The sequence below is a fragment of the Thalassotalea sediminis genome (assembly GCF_030295915.1).
In the GTDB taxonomy this organism is placed as follows: domain Bacteria; phylum Pseudomonadota; class Gammaproteobacteria; order Enterobacterales; family Alteromonadaceae; genus Thalassotalea_C; species Thalassotalea_C sediminis.
Window position 1 is genome coordinate 419,064 of sequence record NZ_AP027361.1, and the last position, 15,395, is coordinate 434,458.

Consider the following 15,395-nt stretch of genomic DNA (forward strand, 5'->3'; position numbering starts at 1 on the left):
ATTTACTTGTAGCGATTTTAACTGAGTTGGCTGTGAATTGTTAGTGCGTTTTTATCGATGCTTTTGGCTAAACTAGCAACGCTGGATTGGCAGGGGAGAATTAACGTTGGTGCAATCTCAGCCAACGGAATTAAAACGAATTCACGATCTTTCATACCATAATGCGGTACGACGAGGCGCTCTGTATTAATCACATCTAAATCATAAAGTAGAATATCTAAGTCAAGTATTCGCGCTCCCCAGCGATCGCCTTTTCTTACTCTACCGGCATTCTTTTCTATCATTTGTAATGCGTCAAGTAATGCTACTGGTGAAAGCGACGTATCGATACAGGCTACTGCATTCATGTAATCTGGCTGATCTTGCGGCCCCATAGGCTGGCTGCAGTACAGTGATGAAACAGCGTTAACAGTAAACATGTCATGCTGTTTCAATTGATCTATCGCCCGTTGAATTTGTTTAGCAGGGTTAGATAAATTGCTGCCGATACCGATATAACAGAGCGCCATAATTAATGTTGGGGCTTATTGTTACGTGGTGAACGGCGACGCTTTCTAGGTGTGCGTCTCGTGCTTGGTTTACTTCGCGCCAATGACTTTATCATTTGTTGCTGCGTTTCATAATTTCTTTGCTGAAATTCAGTCCACCAATCAGTGAGTTCTGCTAAATCGTTATTTCCTTGTGCAGATTCGACTTGGTGACGCAAAAGTAAGAAGTCATAACCCGCTCTAAATTTAGGATGTTCGAACGCTCTATATGCGCGTTTACCATCGCGACGAGTTAATCTTTCTTGCAATATCAAAATGTCTTTGATCACAGTTTGGAAGCGTTTTGGAATAGCAATGCTTTGTTGTTGTCGAGCCATTACCTCGCCGTAGGCGGTAAAAAAAGCATCTTGCGGTGTTAACGACGATGTTTGTTTTAATACCTTTATTTGCTGCTGAATGGGATACCATAACAGTGCAGCAAATAAAAATGCTGGCGTAACACGTTTATCGTTATTGATTCTCTCATCCGTATTGTTAAAGGCTTGCTCTAAAAAGGCTGGTAAATAAAGTAAAGACTGTTGTTCTAGTGCTTCATCAACAACAGGAAAAAAATAGCGAAACAGTTCATATTGGCGCAACATATGGAAGTTTTCTAAAGCTTTACCTGATAGAAATAACTTTAAAAATTCTTCAAATAAGCGCGCAGGCGGAATATTGTCTAATAATGGAGCAAGTGCAATAATCGGTGCTGCAGTTTCTTTACTGATGGTCATATCAAGCTTAGTTGCGAATCTTATCGCGCGAAGCATGCGAACGGGGTCTTCACGATAACGTGTTTCAGGATCCCCAATTAACCGAATTTTGCGTTGTTTAATGTCTTCAACACCATTAGCAAAATCATAAACATTGAAGTTAGCAACAGAATAATAAAGGGCGTTTATTGTAAAATCTCTGCGTTCAGCATCCTCTTCAATTGAGCCATAAATATTGTCTCTAAGTAGCATGCCGTGTTCACTTTGCTTTGACGTTTTAGCACAGGATGCTTGTGGTGAATTGCCATCGTGATGCCCACGAAAAGTCGCTACTTCTATAATATCGCGACCAAAAACAATATGAGCCAAACGAAAGCGTCTACCAATGAGGCGACAGTTTCTAAATAAGGCCTTAATTTGTTCAGGCGTTGCGTTAGTTGCGATATCAAAATCTTTTGGTGCTAAGCCAAGCATAATGTCTCGTACACCACCACCAACTAAATAGGCGTCAAAACCGCCTTTATTTAAACGATAGAGTACTTTTAGTGCATTTGAGCTAATGTGTTGGCGAGAAACGGGGTGTTTGTCTCGAGATAAAATTTGTGGGCCATCGCTGCGTTTTGCAGGGACTGAACTTGCTGATTTTTGTTCATGCATAGACTGGCCGAATACCTTCTTACACAAATTGATAACACGTTTGATACTTAACAACCTCAAAACTAAAAACTGCGTCGAGATCATATAACAGTGAGGCAAAAAAGAGAATGAAAAAAATACAGTATTCGTATTAAAAGCGCGGTATTTTTTTGAATGACTCTGAATTCGTGTGGTAGCAAAACCCTTTAAATAGAGATTTGCCGTTGTTTAGGTACTAATGCACGTTGCCAATGACTTATCGCCCAGTTGATGATGGTATCGACATCAGCAGTTTGTAACGAAGAAGGAGGGTTTTGACCTAAAAACCTTAGTGCATTAACTAGACTAGGCTGTGGCTTTTTAATGTCTATGGCTGGCGCCTTGTTTTGCTTGCTTAACTTGTACCCTTCATGAGTCACAGCAAGTGGAATATGACCATAACAAGGTACGGTTTTTCCTAATAACTTAAAAAAACTTATTTGTCTCGCCGTAGGCGTTAACAAATCACACCCTCGTATTACGTGAGTGATCTCTTGCTCAATATCATCGGCAACAACAGCTAGCTGATATGCATATAGGCGGTCACGCCTTTTAATAATGAAATCCTCAGCGGCCAACGTGCTATCACAAGACACGTGTCCTTGAAATATATCAGTATAATGAGACGTTTTTTCTTGATTAATTACCCGAATAGCACAGTTTTCTCTCGAGAGGTTGAGCGTCCGACAGTGGCCATTATAGACCCCGCCCATTGCTTTTATTTGTGCACGTGTACACTGACAATTATATGCTAGACGGTTCAGCGTTAAGTTTTCAATTATTTGTTCATATCGTTTTGATTGACAGCTTTGAAACATCACTTCTTGGTCCCATTGAAGACCATATGCAAGTAGTGTTTCGAGAATACTTTCGCTAGCGCCTTGTTGCTCTCGCGGCGGATCAATATCTTCAATTCGCACCAACCACTCTCCTTGATGGTATTTAGCATCAAGAAAACTCGCTAATGCGGTAATAAGGGAGCCGTAATGAAGAAATCCAGAAGGAGATGGCGCAAAGCGACCTCGATAATATGAAGATCGCTCTGACATGATTGGTTTACTCATCTATATAGATGATTAGCCTGCAAGCTGACGCTCTTTAATTTCCGCTAATGTTTTACACTCTATACATAGATCGGCTGTAGGACGAGCTTCTAATCGGCGAATGCCAATTTCAATGCCACAAGACTTACAGAAACCAAAATCATCTTCTTCAATTAATTGCAAAGTTTTTTCAATCTTTTTAATTAATTTACGTTCACGATCTCTGGTGCGTAACTCTAAGCTAAATTCTTCTTCTTGAGCTGCACGGTCAACAGGGTCAGGAAAATTCGCCGCTTCATCTTTCATATGAGTTACGGTGCGATCGACTTCTTCACGAAGTTGCGTACGCCAAGCTTCTAGGATCTTTTTAAAGTGTTCCAATTGCTCAGCGTTCATGTATTCTTCATTAGGTTTTTCTACATACGGCTCAACACCGGCTAATGCTAAAATACCTAAAGCTTTACTGTTTGGCATGCTAATTCTCCTAAAGCTAACTCGATCAAATAACAATTAAAGAATGCGTATTTGATTGCATGTGCCAATTTTTAAATAGACCTGAAATATCAGAACTATATTGTGTTACGTTAGACAAAATTCAAGAACAAATGTTAAAAATATATTTTTTAACTAAATATCAAAACGTTACAGAAGTAACATATATCTTATGAATCCTGCTTTTCTCGCAAGCCCACTTTTTTAGCAAGATTCTACAGCTCTCGTCAATCTTTTGTTGATAAATGTTTGTTAAGCAGTGTGTCTTTTTTAACAGATAAACGGTTTCTTCTTGTGAAAAGTCATGAGGTTAAGTTGATGTTTAGTCAATTATAACAGGGACTTGATGCGTCAGCGTGAGTTCAGCAATCGTTGACGTAAGATTGAAATCTGCTTTATAGGCAATAATTTCGACGCCTTGTTGATATGCCTCTAAAAGTAACTGTGCGTATTTTTCATCAATATGACGTGCAGCGGCAACACTCTCGATACCAGAATGAAGTACAGCAAATAATAGTACTGCTCGTTTTCCGCTGGCTACAACGTCCATGAGTTCTCTTAGGTGCTTTTGCCCCCGTACTGTTTTTGCGTCTGGAAAGTAACCTTGTTTCGCGTCAAGTAAAGTGACACTTTTAACTTCTATGTAGGTGTCTTTACCTTGTGAATCTTTAATAAAAAAATCTACCTTGCTGTTTTCTTCACCATACCTAACTTCTCTCTTTAAAGAGGTAAATTGCGTTAGTTGGGTAATACGCCTGTTAACGAGTGCTTCTTCTACCAGTTGATTCGCTCGTATAGTATTAACACAAATCATATGTTGTTCATGAGTAATGCTGAGCTCCCAACTAAACGGATACTTTCTTTTTACATTGTCAGAAATACTGTACCGTACAATGCTACCAGCATCTGCACAGCCTGTCATTGCACCGGTGTTAGCGCAGTGAATGGTTGTTTTCTCGCCATTCGGTAATATTACATCTGCCAAAAAACGTTTATAACGCTTCTCCAGCGTTGCATGGCCAAGTTCTAGTTTCATTTGTATGTGTTTGGATGATAAAAAACGCACTATATCATAACTAATTACAGATCTTGGAGTGAGTGAATAGTAAGAATGGTGTAAACTAACACTATAAAAATACAACCAAAAAGGTGACCGTGTGAAGCAACGTGTTTTAGTGCATCTAACAACTAAAAATAAAGCTAAAGATTGGCAACAAGAGAAAACTATCCAGTGTATTGATGGTAACGTATATTTATATTTTCCAACGTTAAATAAAGCAATTAGTCGAGATATTCAAAAGGCTGCCCGTAAGCTTGAAGGGATGGGAATAGAACAGATAACGCTAGTTGGGGATTTATGGCAAGAGCATTTTCAATGGGCTTTTGCACAAGGCTTTAGTTGTATTGAAAAATTAAACAGTGTTACTTTTACGGGTCAAGAGGCTGACAAACTCGCAGATAAACTAGCGACATACGCATGGGCGAAAACATTGACAAACCAAACGGCAGCTGAGCAGTCGCCAGAAGTGTTAACGACAAGTGTTTATGATTACTTAAAATCGTTAGCGCCAGAGCATATTCACATGAATGTTGTGAAAGGCGAAGCGTTAAAACATAACGGGTGGGTTGGTGTTTATAACGTTGGTAAGGCGAGTCAACATGCGCCTTGTTTAGCTGAGATTGATTTTAACCCTACGGGTAATAATGACGCTGCTGTTAGTGTTTGTTTGGTTGGTAAAGGTATTACTTTTGATACCGGTGGTTATAGCCTTAAGCCTAATGAAGGCATGTTTAACATGAAGTGTGATATGGGTGGGGTTGCTGTTGTCGCCGCATCGCTGGCTTATGCGATTCAACAAGGGTTAGATAAACGCGTAAAGCTGATTTTGTGTTGCGCTGAAAACATGATCAGCGGCAGTGCTTATAAGGTTAGTGATATATTAACTTATAAAAATGGTGTGACGTGCGAAGTAGCCAATACTGATGCTGAAGGACGTTTAGTATTAGCTGATGGGCTATTGTTGGCGAGTGAATCGGATCCAGATATGATTATCGATGCTGCGACGCTTACGGGAGCGGCCATGCTTGCTACTGGAGGCGATTATACTGCATTAATGTCTTTAGATGATCAGTCAGCACAATATGCTTTAGAGGCTGCTGATACGGAGCAAGAACCGCTTTGGCGCTTACCATTGGAAACATGGCATCAAGAGAAGTGTCCCTCCGCATTTGCTGATACTGCAAATAGCAGAACTCAGAAAGGTGGAGGTATGGGAGGCGCGAGTAACGCTGCAGGTTTCCTTTCTCGTTTTGTGCCGAATGAAGGTGCTGGTTGGTTACACTTCGATTTAGCGGCTGCTTATAATGGTAGCGCGAATGCTATGTGGGGTGCTGGAGCAACGGGTATGTCAATTGCCACTATTTCTCGTTTATTACTTAAGTAATATATATGTAGAAGAGCCGTTACATAGCATGTGATTGCTCTTCTACAAACTCAACTAACCAGTTTTTCGCCGAGACAATATCAGCAAAAACATGAAATTTAAGATTACATGCTTGGTAAACTCTTCTTAACTGCATTTGCTGAATGTCTGCGGAATTACTTTCCACAATGACACTTGCGTTGGCAATCATGCCACGTTGCATCCGATAACGTGTTACATCGACTAATGCTTTTTCTGCCTCTGGTGTAAAGATACTATTACCATAGAAGGTGACAAGTAACCCCCAAGGTTTTCCTTGGTATTGTTCGCAAGCTTTTTGCATATCTTCAACATAGGCGTGCGCGGTGATTTCATTGAATGGGCCGTGCGCATCTACAACAAGAATATTGCCCTCTTTTTCAATATGATAGTCACCATGTGCAGCTAAATTCATATGCTCCTCCTTGGTTTGAAATAGAGCAGATATCAATAGCAGGAATTATTGACGTTGCCAAGTAAGCAGATTTTACGAAAGTTGCAACTTTTTAATTATGGTTATTTCAATGACTTATTGGTAGTGAATGACCAGGTTCTTATTGGTTTATAGCGTACACCTTCATTGGTACTGTAAGAGTGATATAGGCTGAATTGGCTGATCGTAAGCATAATAGAAACCCCCTCACTTTTAGTTTGTTGTTGTGGTATTTCTTTTGCCTTTCGAAACAGGGTTATATGAGGTAAAAAGGACGGATGATGTTGCGTAATTCCCATGATGCTTGCTTGATGGCTCAAATTATACGCTAAACGTGATAACGGTTTAGGGAAGTTTTGAAATGCTAGGTACAATACCTGGGGTTTTTTGAAAAGACCAAGTTGTGTTGCACAAATTTCAAAAGGTGCTTGTTTGCTCAACAGGTTTTGAGCGTCGACAAACGTAATTAATTGTTCAATTTGAAGGTCGCTCAGCATACCGAGAAATGACAGTGTAATATGAAAGTTTTCTTGTGAAACGGGCTTGGCATTCAACAATATTTGTTGTCGCCACTTTGCGAGATATTGTTTATCTGAGTTGCTAATATCTAAGGCGAAAAACATTCGCTTCATGGATATAACCAAATCTAGGAAGTTATCATTACAGCATAATAAAGAGGGTATATTTAGGCAATATTTAACATACCCTCGTTGTAATCTACGATAGTTTAAAGTATCAGTTCACCGACAGCTGCCACACACTGACTGAACCTGAAATTTCATTACCAACAATTAGCATTGCATCTTGTGTCGTAGTTGCTGGAATAAATTTCATCCCTTCTGGCGCTAAATCGCCCGTGATTTCAGCGTCTTCCGTAACACCTCTGTTAATAAAATAATCAACGAACTTTACGTTAAAAGGATTGGAGATGTCATAAACCATGATACCTGCCATACGCTCTAAGCCAATAAATGCGAGGGTTTTACCTGCCACAACGCCAATGGTTAATGCTTCAGGCTCGGCGCCTTTTGCATCAGAACGTGTATCTCCTTCGTTGGCATCTTCGTCATTGTTAAATGCTTGACCATGGATTGCAGAAGTAATGCGAACGACGTCATCACCAGAATCAAACACAAGGTTGCCATTTTGATCCCAAATTGAAAATGAACGAGCACCATAAGTGTATAACGCATCATAATCGCCATCATTATCAATATCTCCTTTAACCACTGATACTTTTAATCGGCCAAGATCGTCATCATCATTATTAATTCCATCAAATGCAATTGGATCTAATGTCAGATCTTCAACGCGAGACTCATCAAGGTAGGCTAAACAGCCATCATCTTCATCATATTCGATGCCACCATTGGCTAAACAAGATGTCTCATCTGTTGCATCAAAGAAATATTCTCTACCATCACCTTCATTGGCGGTTACGATAAAGTGAGCACCTTGCCAAGTGTAAGAGCTGACACTGTCAGGTTGATACATGCCATAGAGGTTTTGATATTGGCGCAAATTAATACCATTGTCTTTATCGGAGGCATCAATGAGATAATTTGACCAATCTTTAAAACCTAAGCCTTTTACTGTCGTTATTTTATCTGTTGATAAGTCGACGATAGCGATACCGTTGTTTTCCTGCAGGCTAACATAAGCAAACTTACTATCATTTGATACTGCAACATATTCAGGCTCTATATCCATCGCCACGGTCGTTGTTATCGTTTGCCCTTTGATTACACGACCTGAAGGATTTGGGAACATCATACCTTGTGACATCAATTCAACTTTTTTAGTGTTATAGCTTTCAAACCCTAAATCAATTGCTGTATCTGCAACCACACCGTTGTTTACCGCAATGATTGAAATACTTCCTTGTGGATCAACGGTATAATCACCACTAGGTTCACCTTCGTTGGCGACGACTATTTTGCTGCTATCAGGTGTGAAAGTAACCATGTCTGGTAAAAAGCCTGCCTCAATATTTTTTAAAAATACAGGAACAGCACCGCTAATATCATAAATAGCTATATGACCTTTTTCACCGGTTGTAGGTGCAGCAATGGCAACAGCAAGTAAATCATATTTGTTGGAAATACTAATGCTATTAGCATCGCCAGTAGTATTGAGCGACAAGTCTATTTGCGATTGAATTGTCATGTTTGTGTTCGTCACAACGCCTTCTGCATCTTTAGTTAATATATTAGGATCTGCGTCTAAAAGTGATAGAACATCAACCGTTGCTTGATTGCTAGAACTATTAATCGCATAGATTAAGCCAGATTTATTATGATATTGAACAATTTCAGCTGCGCCTTCAGGAGACTCTGCGTTAAGTACTGCGCGCGCAACTAGTTTTGGTGTTAAGTTAACAGTCGCACTATTGCCATCTTTACCGTCTTCGCCATCAGTCCCTTTTGGCCCTTGCGCACCGGTTGGCCCTGTAGAGCCATTTTTACCATCTTGTCCGTCATCGCCGTTACATGCCATTAGCATGGACAGTAATATTGTCGCGATGGAAAGTTGTTTTAACATTTTCATTGTTATCTCTTTTAATGTAACGATCCCAATACTTTAGTGAAAACACATGACAAATTTTTTGCATATTCATGAAGGTAAAATGACACTATTGATATGCACTGACACTAATAACAACGTGACAGAACACCATTTTTTTGTTTTATCCTCTGTTATAATCGCGCTAGTTATGTTGAAGAAGTACTAAATAGTTTTGTTACCAATAGAAGCCTTTATTTCCAAAATAAAAACAACACTTAGTAATCACCAGCGATTAGTGTTGCAAGCAGAGCCTGGTGCAGGAAAATCAACGGCAGTGCCTTTGGCATTGTTAAAAGCGGCTATTGTCGGTAATAAAAAAATAATCATGCTAGAGCCTCGACGCGTTGCGGCGAAATCTATTGCGCATTATTTATCTGGATTATTAAATGAAGGCGTAGGACAAACCGTTGGTTATCAGGTTCGAAATGAGCGTAGAGTTTCCAATGCGACACGTTTAGAAATTGTCACTGAAGGTGTGCTCACACGACGAATTCAACAAGATCCAGAGATCTCTGATATCGGATTAATTATCTTTGATGAGTTTCATGAACGCTCGTTACATGCTGATTTAGCTTTAATGCTCGCCATAGAGGTTCAAGAAGCTTACAACGAATCATTAAAGCTATTAGTGATGTCAGCGACCATTGATACTGCATATATCGCTGATTATTTAGCACAAGCGCCAGTTATTAAATGCCCAGGTAGAACTTTTCCTGTAGATATTTACTATGCAGGGCAACGCTCTCACTATATTTCCGAGCGGGTAATACAACAATTACAGCAACTTTTAGCAAACGATGTGACAGGCGATATTCTTGTTTTTTTGCCTGGACAGGGCGATATTAAACGTTGTATTGAGCTTGCAGAAGCATCGATAAATCAAGCAGTTTTATTGTTACCCTTATATGGTAGCTTGCCTTTAGCTGCGCAAGAAAAAGTATTGAATTTGTATAAAGGTTCTGCCACGCGCATTATTTTTTCAACCAATATTGCAGAAACTAGCTTAACAATTGAAGGTGTTACAACTGTTATTGATACCGGGTTAGAAAAAGTACTTACATTTGATGTAAAAAGTGGTTTATCTCGTCTGAGCACAGTAAATATTTCGAAGGCGTCCGCTGATCAACGTGCAGGAAGAGCTGGGCGTGTACAAGCAGGACAGTGCATCCGATTGTGGTCTAATACTGAACATGCCATGCTGCAAGATTTCCAGCTGCCAGATATAGCGACCGCAGAGTTAACGGGGTTAACATTGGAGTTGTCTGCTTGGGGAATAACAAAGTATGAAGAAGCGAACTGGTTGTCTCGTCCGCCAAAGCATCATTTTGATGTTGCGTGCCAACTAAATCGAGCTTTGGGTTTCTTTGACGAAAATAATCGCGTCACAACACTGGGCAAACGAGCGCTAAACTTCGGTGTAGAACCAAGGTTAAGTAGTATGTTACTGCATTGCCAAAATAATACAGAGAAAGCGGTTGCTTGCTTACTGGCGGCGTTGTTGTCTGAAAGAGATATTCTAACGTCGTCGTATAGCGCAGATATTACTTTAAGGTTTCAGCTTTTAAGTGATCACCTAAGCGGCATTCGCTCTGTTACTAATATAAATAAAGGTGCGCTTGAGCAAGTGAAGAAACTTGCGCATAGTTTTGCCAATAAGCTATCTATTAGCCTTAACGCTGAGAAAATAGATATCTCAGTGTTTGAACAATGTGCTCCAAAGTTACTTTTTAATGCGTTTCCTGATCGTTTAGCGAAGGCAAGAAAAAGTGATGGAGAACGTTTTCTGTTAGCCAATGGGCGAGGTGTCTGTGTGCGTGAAGATGACACACTCAGAGCATCTGGTTGGCTAATTGTTTGTGATTGTGACGGTAAAAACAAAAATGGATTAATTTTTATGGCATTACCAATTTCAAAGACAGTAATGACATCGATCACTGAAGATAAAGTAAAGGTTGAAACCAAGTATTGCTTAGATAACAAGAAAGAAAATATTTTAAGCCGAAAAATCGCGTATTACTATGCGCTTGTTCTTCACGAGGAAAATGTTGGTGTTGTTGAGCAAAAACAGTTAACGCAAAGCATTGGTGATATTTTAAAGCAAGAAGGGCTTCGATTTTTGAAGTGGACCGAACGCTGTGAGGCTTGGTTGGCACGGGCCGAGTGGCTCAGTGCTCATAACAAGGAATTTCCAACATTATCAGAGCAACAGTTACTTGAGAATATCGGGCAGTGGCTAATACCTTATATTAGTCATGTACCATCACTTAAAGCTTTAAAACAGCTTGATATTTATGATTTATTAGTGGCCAATTTAGATTGGCAGCAACAACAAATACTTAATGAACAAGCTCCAATAAACTATCTGACTCCCAGTAATAAAACTATTGCTATTCGTTATGATGCAGCACAAGGCCCTACCGTTGCGGTTGTCTTACAAGAAATGTTTGGTCAGCTTGAAACGCCTATGCTCGCGGGTCACACGGTTCCTTTGCGCTTTGAACTATTATCACCCGCTCGTAGGCCTATTCAAACCACCAGTGATTTGGCTCATTTTTGGCAAACGTCTTATTTTGACGTAGTTAAAGATATGCGTGGTAAATACCCCAAACATCGATGGCCTGAAAAACCACTTGATGAAACACCGGGTCGTTCGGTAAAAGCCAAAAAGACAACGAGGGGCTGTTGATCTTTCGTGTTTATTTTTGCAGCAGTTTATTGGTATTTAGACAAGGCATTGCGATTAATATGTGGTTACTCTACATGAAAAGCAATAACGACGTATAAATGACAAAGAGCGTTTAGTTCGAACAAAATTTAATCTAAAAAGAACAATAGGCCCTAATCATTAGAGTAGAAATAAAATTAGTGCTTAGTGAAAATTTATACATTCTTTCTTCTATGTGTCGCTATTATTGTGCTTTCTTTAAGGGTAGTTTGCTATTTTTTGACCATTTGTTACTATTTGAATAGTAAGAGTTCTAATTGTTTTTTCTATTAAATATGCACTTAGGAGCGATTTAGCTTAATATTATGAGTATAAAACCGTTGAGTTTTGAAGAGTTAGCCAAGGAAGAAAATATAGACTTTGTTTATGATACAGAAGCAAACACTTTACTCGTTGATGATTTAGGTACTATTGATTTATCAGTATTTGTAGAAATGGTCATGCGCTACTGTTATCAAAAAAATGCGGCAAAAATCAGTATCAAAGTTAAGGAATCACAAGCAATTTATTTTTTTCAACATGGCTTTAAAGTTGAAGCGTCAATCATGGCTTACTATGGCTTACAAGATGCTTTTTATGTTGTTTATTACCTTGACGATAAACACCACAAAAATCATCTCTCCAGCATTCATGATAAAGTCCTTGAAAAAGCCTACATAAGCCGAAAAAATAAATTAACTGATTTTAATTTTGACCGGGTAACTGTTGGGACTAACACTGTTCGTAGTAACGTGGAAAGTAAAGATAAGTTGATTTTTACTGGCAGAGAACACGGCACAACAGAGCATGATAGTCACCACAAATTTTTTGCGCAATCAAACGACAAAATTGTGGCAACAGCAACCGCAATTTATGATGAATCACAGCAAGTTGTTGAATTTTCAGATTTCATTGTTAGTGCTGAGTTTGACGTCTGGCAGTTACTTAAAAACTTATTGGCAGAGATGGAAAGCTATTTTAAAGAACGAGATTGCACCACTGCGTTTACCATTGTGCCTGCCAGTAGCCTAGCAATAAATGCTATATGTGTTGAACAAGGGTTTGAGTTTGGTGGGCGTTTAAAAAATGAATCGCTGGTAGATGGTGAACTCGACAGCCTGAATACGTGGTTTAAACGATTATAGAGAATTCAATGAATTTCAACACATTACCGGATGCTTTAACACTAAAGTCAGTGATTAAAGAAAAAGACGAGGGGTTAAACCGTCGTTTTATGACTGATGCAATTCAAGAGCTATTAACCGAACGAGCTGCCTTTTTTGATCAACTATTGACAGAACTATGGCGCTTTTATGGGTTGTCAGATACAACAATTTCTTTAAATGCAGTTGGTGGTTATGGCAGAGCCTCTTTGCATCCTGGCTCTGATATTGATTTAGCGATTATCATAGACAAAAAGATTAATAAACAACAGCAAGAAGCATTATCTGAATTTCTCACAAAATTGTGGGATCTAGGTGCTGATATTGGTCATTCTGTTAGAACCTTAGACGAGGCAAAAAAGCAGGCAAAACATGATGTAACGATAGCAACGAATTTATTGGACATAAGAAATCTGGCAGGTCCAACACATCATGCAACGACAATTCACGATTTCATGCATAGTGAGTCTATTTGGTCTCATCAACGTTTCTTTGAAGAAAAGCTGGCTGAACAAAAAGCAAGACACGTTAAGGCAAAAAACACCGCGTTGTTTTTAGAACCGAACTTAAAGAACAATCCTGGAGGAATGCGTGATGTACAAAGTATCTTGTGGGTTGCGCAAAAATTTTATGGCTTAGGTTATGCCGAAGTGTTTAACGGCACCAAACTGTTACTTACTGATGAAAAAATTGAGCTAAAAGAAGCGTTTGACTTCGTCTGTCGCGTCCGTTGGGCATTGCATACCATGGCTGAATCCTCTGTTGAACAGTTGTTATTCGAATACCAGGCGGATGTTGCCAAGATGCTTGGTTTTGGTGATGGAGAGAACAGCCAACAAGCGATAGAGCGTATGATGCGGCAATTGTTTAGAGCAATGACTAGGATCCGCGAATTAAACCAATTAATTCTTGATACGCTCATTATAGAACATACGCCTAAGAGCCTTGGCGATAAAGTGAAGCAGCTTGATAGTGGTTTTAGACGTGTAGGCTGTTTAATTGATGTAGAAGATAGAAATCTTTTCATAGAAAAGAAACAAGTTATTCGCATGTTTAGATTAATTTCTGACATTGATGCAGTGACCGGTATTACACCAAAGACATTACGAGCGTTAAGAAATGTTAGGCGCTCATTACTTGGTGAACTACAAGATTATCAAGGTTGTAGAGACGAGTTTATCGAATTGTTGTCTAAAACTGATGGCTTTGAGCAAGCATTGGGGCTGATGCACCGCTATGGTATTTTGTCGGTCTATTTTTCACACTGGCAGTTAATTGAAGGGCAAATGCAGTTTGATATGCATAACGCCTACACAGTTGATGAACACGCCTTTAAGGCATTGGCTTATTTAGGAGCCTTTGAAAAATATCATGAACATGACAGCTTACCTGTTAAAGCCTATCAAAGGTTACCTGACAAATTGCCCCTGCGACTAGCGACCTTGTGTCATCACTTGTCTGGTAGACAAACCGATGAAGATCATGAATTAAGTGCAATGCAAGCAAAGGAGTTTGCGACTTTTCATCAGTTGGATGAACGTTCCATTCAATTAGTTTTTTGGTTAGTTAAAAATCAAACTTTGATGCTTGATGTGTGTAAACAAAGCGATCTAAATGATCCGGCTATCTTTCAGAAAGTCGTAAAGTCTATCTCATCACAGGAAAAGCTTGATGCGTTACTTTGTTTTACCGTGGCGGATTTAATGGCAACTAATGAAAGTGCGTGGAATCCTTGGATCGAATATCAACTTTCTTTATTGTACAAAGGCTTGAAGAAAGTGATTGCTAAAGGAACAGGTAATGTTTTTGAGGCGAGAACTTTAATCAGTGATAAAAAAGCAATAGCTAAAAGTCAGTTACACCGTGATATTGATATTACCAATGTAGAAAAGTGGTGGAAGAAACTACCGAGTGAGTTTTTCACCGCTAATTGTGTTGAGCATATCGTTGAAATTACAGAAAAAATAATTAATAACTGGCATGAACAACATCATGTTTTTTTATGTCAGTCAAATGATCTTGGCTTTACTACCTTAGTTGTTTACACGCCAGATAGAGATCAACTTTTCTCTGATATTTTTAAAGTGTTATCAAAAGCAAAACTTCGGGTAAAAGAAGCGAATATGCTTACGACTGAAGACGATTATGTGATTGAGGTCTTCCAGCTCTTAAGTGAAAGTGATGACGTGGTTGATGATGAATATCGACTCAATACCGTTGTTGACCGTGTAAGTGAAATACTCGATACAGGGGATACGGGTAAAGCGATTAAAGCACCAATGTATGTGGAGACATTTGAGCAAGAGCCCATTATCGAAGTATTGTCTTATCCCGATAAAGACAAGTCGTTAATTAAAATTAATGCCTTGGATGATCCTGGCTATATAGAGCAAATATGCCAAGTATTTAATGAGCATGGCTTTACGATACATTCTGCGAAAATTAGTCAATTGGGTGAATGCAATGATAATGTTTTCTTGATCTCTAACAGTGATGACCAACCGCTATTGAATCATACCAAGGAAGAAATTGTAAAACTGATAGAAGATAAAATATCGTTGTAAGATCAAGTAACGTTTTTACTTGATCTTATTTCGCGCGATTATCTGGATTTAAAA

At 39.1% G+C, this 15,395-nt stretch carries 12 protein-coding genes; 4 read left to right on the forward strand and 8 right to left on the reverse strand.

Annotated features, from left to right (window positions below; all coding sequences use genetic code 11):
* Nucleotides 1-17 precede the first annotated feature (17 nt).
* The 5 genes from folK to sfsA form a co-directional block, all read right to left on the reverse strand.
* The gene (folK, locus tag QUE09_RS01930; RefSeq protein WP_286234521.1) at nt 18-509 is read right to left on the reverse strand and encodes a 2-amino-4-hydroxy-6-hydroxymethyldihydropteridine diphosphokinase; all 492 of its coding nucleotides are present in this window, start codon (nt 507-509) and stop codon (nt 18-20) included.
* 2 nt (nt 510-511) lie between these two features.
* A complete protein-coding gene (gene pcnB / locus QUE09_RS01935) occupies nt 512-1,897 on the reverse strand; it encodes a polynucleotide adenylyltransferase PcnB (protein WP_286234522.1) in 1,386 nt (461 codons plus the stop codon).
* 185 nt (nt 1,898-2,082) lie between these two features.
* Nucleotides 2,083-2,979, reverse strand: coding sequence for a tRNA glutamyl-Q(34) synthetase GluQRS (gluQRS, locus tag QUE09_RS01940; RefSeq protein WP_286234523.1), 897 nt, complete (start codon nt 2,977-2,979; stop codon nt 2,083-2,085).
* 12 nt (nt 2,980-2,991) lie between these two features.
* The gene (gene dksA / locus QUE09_RS01945; RefSeq protein ID WP_286234524.1) at nt 2,992-3,432 is read right to left on the reverse strand and encodes an RNA polymerase-binding protein DksA; all 441 of its coding nucleotides are present in this window, start codon (nt 3,430-3,432) and stop codon (nt 2,992-2,994) included.
* A 340-nt stretch (nt 3,433-3,772) separates the two neighbouring features.
* The gene (gene sfsA / locus QUE09_RS01950) at nt 3,773-4,486 is read right to left on the reverse strand and encodes a DNA/RNA nuclease SfsA (RefSeq protein WP_286234525.1); all 714 of its coding nucleotides are present in this window, start codon (nt 4,484-4,486) and stop codon (nt 3,773-3,775) included.
* Nucleotides 4,487-4,607: 121 nt separating this feature from the next.
* Between sfsA and pepB the strand changes: the two genes are divergently transcribed.
* A complete protein-coding gene (gene pepB, locus QUE09_RS01955) occupies nt 4,608-5,894 on the forward strand; it encodes an aminopeptidase PepB (protein ID WP_286234526.1) in 1,287 nt (428 codons plus the stop codon).
* Between the two features lie 19 nt (nt 5,895-5,913).
* Here the strand turns inward: pepB and QUE09_RS01960 are convergent, their stop codons facing one another.
* The 3 genes from QUE09_RS01960 to QUE09_RS01970 form a co-directional block, all read right to left on the reverse strand.
* The gene (locus QUE09_RS01960) at nt 5,914-6,327 is read right to left on the reverse strand and encodes a hypothetical protein (RefSeq protein WP_286234527.1); all 414 of its coding nucleotides are present in this window, start codon (nt 6,325-6,327) and stop codon (nt 5,914-5,916) included.
* A gap of 101 nt (nt 6,328-6,428) precedes the next feature.
* Nucleotides 6,429-6,977, reverse strand: coding sequence for an RNA 2',3'-cyclic phosphodiesterase (thpR, locus tag QUE09_RS01965; protein WP_286234528.1), 549 nt, complete (start codon nt 6,975-6,977; stop codon nt 6,429-6,431).
* A gap of 103 nt (nt 6,978-7,080) precedes the next feature.
* Nucleotides 7,081-8,886, reverse strand: coding sequence for a choice-of-anchor I family protein (locus QUE09_RS01970; RefSeq protein ID WP_286235863.1), 1,806 nt, complete (start codon nt 8,884-8,886; stop codon nt 7,081-7,083).
* Nucleotides 8,887-9,082: 196 nt separating this feature from the next.
* Here QUE09_RS01970 and hrpB point away from each other — a divergent pair, with 196 nt between their 5' ends.
* The 3 genes from hrpB to glnD all read left to right on the forward strand — a co-directional run bounded on the left by hrpB (nt 9,083) and on the right by glnD (nt 15,341).
* Complete coding sequence (gene hrpB / locus QUE09_RS01975; RefSeq protein ID WP_286234529.1) at nt 9,083-11,596, forward strand: ATP-dependent helicase HrpB; 2,514 nt, start codon at nt 9,083-9,085, stop codon at nt 11,594-11,596.
* Between the two features lie 344 nt (nt 11,597-11,940).
* Entirely contained in the window at nt 11,941-12,759 is an 819-nt protein-coding gene (locus tag QUE09_RS01980) for a hypothetical protein (RefSeq protein ID WP_286234530.1), read from the forward strand.
* Between the two features lie 8 nt (nt 12,760-12,767).
* Nucleotides 12,768-15,341, forward strand: a complete 2,574-nt coding sequence (glnD, locus tag QUE09_RS01985; protein ID WP_286234531.1) for a [protein-PII] uridylyltransferase — start codon at nt 12,768-12,770, stop codon at nt 15,339-15,341.
* Nucleotides 15,342-15,395: the final 54 nt, after the last annotated feature.